General features: G+C 38.7%; 5 protein-coding genes. 4 read left to right on the forward strand and 1 reads right to left on the reverse strand.

The annotated features are described in order from the left end of the window. The first annotated feature begins 226 nt into the window (after positions 1–226). The 4 genes from ABES52_RS16720 to ABES52_RS16735 are packed head-to-tail and all read left to right on the forward strand — an operon-like array spanning position 227 to position 4,326. Complete coding sequence (locus tag ABES52_RS16720; RefSeq protein ID WP_429652451.1) at positions 227–1,786, forward strand: spore germination protein; 1,560 nt, start codon at positions 227–229, stop codon at positions 1,784–1,786. 13 nt (positions 1,787–1,799) lie between these two features. Further along, entirely contained in the window at positions 1,800–2,912 is a 1,113-nt protein-coding gene (locus ABES52_RS16725) for a GerAB/ArcD/ProY family transporter (protein ID WP_429652452.1), read from the forward strand. Next, on the forward strand, positions 2,905–4,089 hold the full coding sequence (locus ABES52_RS16730; RefSeq protein ID WP_429652453.1) for a Ger(x)C family spore germination protein: 1,185 nt from the start codon (positions 2,905–2,907) through the stop codon (positions 4,087–4,089). Before ABES52_RS16725 ends, ABES52_RS16730 begins: the two co-directional genes overlap by 8 nt. 6 nt (positions 4,090–4,095) lie before the next feature. Next, on the forward strand, positions 4,096–4,326 hold the full coding sequence (locus ABES52_RS16735; RefSeq protein ID WP_429652454.1) for a hypothetical protein: 231 nt from the start codon (positions 4,096–4,098) through the stop codon (positions 4,324–4,326). Between the two features lie 51 nt (positions 4,327–4,377). Here the strand turns inward: ABES52_RS16735 and trpS are convergent, their stop codons facing one another. After that, complete coding sequence (trpS, locus tag ABES52_RS16740) at positions 4,378–5,376, reverse strand: tryptophan--tRNA ligase (protein ID WP_429652455.1); 999 nt, start codon at positions 5,374–5,376, stop codon at positions 4,378–4,380. Positions 5,377–5,455: the final 79 nt, after the last annotated feature.

Raw genomic sequence — 5,455 nt, forward strand, 5'->3', positions numbered from 1 at the left:
TTCCGCGGGCAAGGTGCAAGCTGCTTCCCTCGCTGCGCTCAAGTTTAGGTCTTGCGGCTTCTTGTTCCCGCTGGAGTCGCCGCCTTTCGCTTCATATGAATAACTAGTTAAAAAGTCAACAATGAAATATAACATAGCCTTTTATTTAGAATCATGGATAAAACAAAGCATTTTGGTCATGCTATTTATTAAAGGAAAAAGTTGCTGTATTAGGTAGGGGTTGACCATGAAATGGCGTGATAAAATGCATCAAAAAAAAAAGCAACAAGACAGTATCAAAAAAGATAACAACCATGCAAAAAACGTTCTTTCTGAACGGCTCAATGAAAATATTACTTTTTTGATGGATGTATTTGAAGATTGTGCAGATATTGTCTTTCGTCCGTTTTCGATTGGAGGAGAAGTGGCTGCATGCCTCGTTTTCTTTGAAAACCTTGTCGATACGGCCAAAATGGATGAACATATTTTAGCACCGCTTATGCGAGAGACGAAAATTCGTAATGATAATACAGAGCGATTATTACTTGAAGTGATCTCGGTTGGGAATGTAGAAAAAGCAGATTTCTTAGAAGATTGCATTGAATGGATTATAAATGGCTATACTCTTCTATTGGTCAATGGTATGGTAAAAGGTTACGTCTTCCAATTAGCGAAATGGGAAACGCGAGCCATCGAAGACCCACCGGCAGAATCGGTCATTCGTGGTCCACGGGAAGGGTTTATCGAATCGATACATGTAAATACGTCCCTTATTAGACGGAAAGTGAAAAGTCCAAAGCTAAAAATGAGAAAGTACGTACTCGGGCGTTACACCCATACACAGGTCGTCATGGCGTATATTGAAGATCTTGTAGACGTAGATTTACTAGATGAAGTCGAAAATCGTTTAAAGCGGATTGATATAGACGGAGTGATTGAAAGTGGCTATTTAGAAGATTTTATTGAGGATAATACTTTTTCTCCGTTTCCACAAATTTTACATACGGAACGTCCGGATGTTGCTGCCGCAAGTTTACTTGAAGGACGGGTTGTTCTAATAGTTGATGGATCACCGTTTGTGTTAATTTTACCAATCACATTATTTTCCTTTCTTCAAGCACCAGAAGATTATTATCAACGGTCCATAATGAGTTCGTTAGTCCGGTTGCTTCGTGATTTCTTTTTTGGCATTGCCTTATTATTACCTTCGCTTTATGTTGCGATTTTAACCTATCATCAAGAAATGGTACCGACCACTTTATTACTACGCTTTGCTGGTGCTAGGGAACAGCTACCGTTTCCAGCTCTTGTGGAAGCGGTGATAATGGAACTTACTTTTGAAGCATTGCGAGAAGCTGGTTTGCGCTTACCGAAGCAAGCAGGTGCAGCAGTTAGTATCGTCGGGGCATTAGTTGTGGGAGAAGCGGCTGTTTCTGCAGGACTTGTTTCTTCACCAATGGTTATGGTAGTTGCGATTACGGGAATCGCATCATTTACGATTCCTCGATTCTCACTCGCCATTTCTCTTCGAATGCTACGATTTCCAATGATTTTTTTAGCTGGAACGTTAGGGCTTGTGGGAATTATGTTAGGCATTATCGTAATTGTCGTGCATTTATGTGGGTTACGTTCATTTGGTGTACCATACCTTTCACCGTTAGCCCCATATAAACCACACGAGTTAAAAGATACATTGATTAGAGCCCCGTGGTGGAGCTTACGGAAGCGTCCTCATTTTACAGGTCGATATAACTCAACACGGACGGGGAATAGCAAAAAAACAAATTCAAACAACATGCGTGACTAAAGGAGGGATAACGATGCTGGAAAAAGGAAAAATATCAGCCTTACAAATGGCGTTAATTTTACATCCGACGGTTATTGCTACTGGTATATTAATCGTTCCAGCCATTGCCGGCAAACATGCGGGGCGTGACTTATGGTTAACCCCGTTTATAGCCTGTGTTGCCGGATTTTTTGCCTTTTGGATAGCCTACACCCTTCATAAAATGTATCCTGGAAAAACCGTAATGGAATATAGTGAAATTATTTTGGGAAAATGGTTAGGAAAAATCGTTTCTTTCTGTTTGTTGTTTTATTATATCGATAATTTAGGGATCGTCGTCCGGGAATATGCGGATTTTATTACGGGAGGTTTTTTGCCGAAAACTCCTTTATACATTATTAGTGGCTCAATACTCATTGTCTGTGCGCTTGCAGTATACAGTGGGATTGAGGTAATTGCCCGGGCCACTCAAGTTTTTTTTCCGGCAACAATTATCCTATTAGTCGGTGTATTTATTTTTTTAATACCTGAATTTGAATTAAACAACATGTTTCCTATTTTAGAAAAAGGAATTGGGCCTGTTTTTAAAGGTTCGGTAGTTTTTTTCGGATGGTTTAGTGAGTTTTTTTTAGCAGCGTTTTTATTACCATTTGTTACTGATAAAGAAAATGTAAGGAAATGGGGGAATCTATCGGTTGTATCCGTATTGTTTGCGATGATAATCACAAATTTTACAGGACTTTTCCTTTTTGGCGAATCAGTGGAGAAACTTATGTACCCCATTTTAACCGCGGCAAAATATATTAGCGTAGCGGACTTTATTGATCATATCGAAGTCCTATTTGCTATGATTTGGGTTGCTGGAATCTTTATGAAAACCTCTTTTATCTTTTATGCAGCAGCTATGGCTACCGCACAATGGCTTGAACTATCTGATTATAGATCACTTGTTTTTCCGCTGGCATTCGTTGGCGTTGTTTGGTCTATTTGGACAACCCCAAATATATCGCATTTTACTCATTTTTTAGGGACGATTGGCCCTTTTTATTTTATATCCGTCAATCTAGCAATTCCAACTTTTTTGCTTTTCATAGCGTTAATTAAACGGAGTATAAATAAAGGAAAGGGTGGACAGGTGCATGGGTAAAGTCGGTCTTATTAGTCTTCTTTATCTTTCATTGTGCTTGGTCCTTTCTGGATGCTGGGATCGTAAAGAAGTAAATGACTTGGCCATCATTGTTGGGGCAGCGATTGACGAGGGAAAGGAAGACCCCATTTTGTTATCATTATTATTTATGGTTACCAGTGGCGGTACAGCAGGTTCATCTATGGGGTCTCAATCGAATGAAACGCAGCAACAAGAAGTTCTCATGTCGGTAGAAGGTAAAACAATTGCCGATGCAGTATCAAAAATGCAAGAAAAATTGTCGCGTAGAATTTTTTGGGGACATAATCGGGTCATCATTTTTGGTGAGAAACTAGCGAAAAAAGGTATAAAAGAGCATATTGATTTTTTTGTCCGCCATCCAGAAACACGACTTCGGGCTTTTACGTTTATTTCGAAAGGAGAGGGCCATACCTTATTGGAAACGGAACCCGTTTTAGAAGAAAGTCGGGCGGAAATGCTGCGTGAACTAATGGAACTTGATATCGCAATTAAAGTACCAATAAAAGAATTAATGTCTCTATTAAGTAAAGAAGGAGAAAATGCGGTTATTCCGTGGATTGAAACAGCAGAACTGACACCGGAAAAACCAGAGAAAGGCTATCGATTAAATGGACTCGCTGTTATTTCTAATGGAAAAATGATAGATAAACTTACACAAAAAGAATCCCGTGGATTAATGTGGATTCAGGATAAAATTGAACAAGCAACGATTACTGTTCAGCCAAACGAAGAAGAAAAACCCGTTACGATGATTCATTTACATGCGAAAACAGATTTGAAAGCGAAAGTAGAAAACGGGGAACCAATCGTATATTTGAAGATTCATACAGAGGACGATGTTTTGCAAAATGCCTCAAAAATCAACTTATTAGATGAAAAGGCAGTAAAAGCTCTTGAAAAGCAAGTAGCACAAGAAATTTCGTCTTATATTGATTTAGTTTTAAATCGGGTTCAAAAAGAATTACAAGTGGATGCGTTAGGTTTTTCCGATGCTTTTTTACGAGCTGATCCGAAATGGTGGAAAAGTGTAGAAAAAGAATGGGACGAAATTTTTCCTACTATTAAAGTAGAAAAAGATATAATTGTGTTTGTTCGCCGTCAAGGAATGGTGACCGAACCGTCTGGTATTCCAAAAGAAGAACTGAAAGAGAAGTGATGATTAATGTTTGTGAAGGTCGGAGCTACCATTGCGATGATGGTTCTTTCTTATTTCATTGTATACGTTTCATGGAAACCATTAAAGAAAAAGCAGAAAAAAGAGAAAGTAGCGGTAGTAGGGATTACCTTATTTGGACTTGTATCTGGAATTTGGCTTCTTTATGATCCTAATCTACCAAGTCCGACGAGAATAATTGAGCTGATTTTTGATCCTATAAGATATCTACTTGAGTAATATCTTTTCAAAAAGGGATGACTCCTTTTATAGGAATCATCCCTTTTTAAATTATGATCTTCTTCTTTTTCTTCCTAATCCTATGGCATTTTCAATCTTCTTCAGCATTTTATTGGCTACTTTGTTCGCTTTTTCTGCCCCTTGGTCAAGAATGTCGTCAAGCTCTTCTGAATCAATCAGCTCATAATAACGTTCTTGAATAGGAGTTAAGGCGTTAACGACCACTTCGGCTAAATCTGCCTTAAATTCACCGTAACCTTTTCCTTCATATTTCCGTTCGAGTTCTTCGATTGGTGTGTCAGCTAAAATCGAATAAATGGATAGCAAGTTAGAGATGCCTGGTTTGTTTTCTTTGTCGTAACGGACAACTCCTTCCGAATCCGTTACCGCACTTTTAATTTTCTTTTCAATTTGTTTCGGCTCATCTAACAACGTAATGAACGCTTTTTGGTTCGGATCGGATTTACTCATTTTTTTCGTTGGATCTTGTAAGGACATAATCCGGGCACCGACTTTTGGAATCCGTACTTCTGGAATTGTAAAAATTTCATTATATCGCTTATTAAATCGTTCTGCTAAATCACGCGTTAATTCTAAATGTTGTTTTTGGTCTTCCCCAACAGGAACAAGGTCCGTACCGTAAAGAAGAATGTCAGCTGCCATTAAAGGTGGATAAGTAAGTAATCCAGCTGATACCGCTTCTTTTCCAGCGGACTTGTCTTTAAATTGAGTCATGCGCTCTAATTCACCAATGTAAGAAATACATTGTAAAATCCATCCTGCTTGCGCATGTGCAGGAACTTCTGATTGAATAAACAAGGTCGCTTTGTTCGGATCAATGCCGACAGCCAAATAGAGAGCTGCAAGACTTCGAATGTTTTTTCGTAATTCCAGCCGATCTTGCGGAACTGTAATGGCATGCTGGTCGACGATACAGAAGTAACAATTGTATTCGTCTTGAAGTTCGACAAATTGCTTTAAGGCTCCGATGTAATTCCCAAGCGTAATGGTACCGCTCGGTTGAATACCTGAAAAAATTGTCTTCATTATAAATCCTCCTTTACTTTTTATAAATAAAGGCTCTGTTAATCGATACTGTTGATATTTAACATTACGCTTGTGGCGGACG

This window comes from Aeribacillus pallidus (assembly GCF_050478865.1).
In the GTDB taxonomy this organism is placed as follows: domain Bacteria; phylum Bacillota; class Bacilli; order Bacillales; family JACDOC01; genus JACDOC01.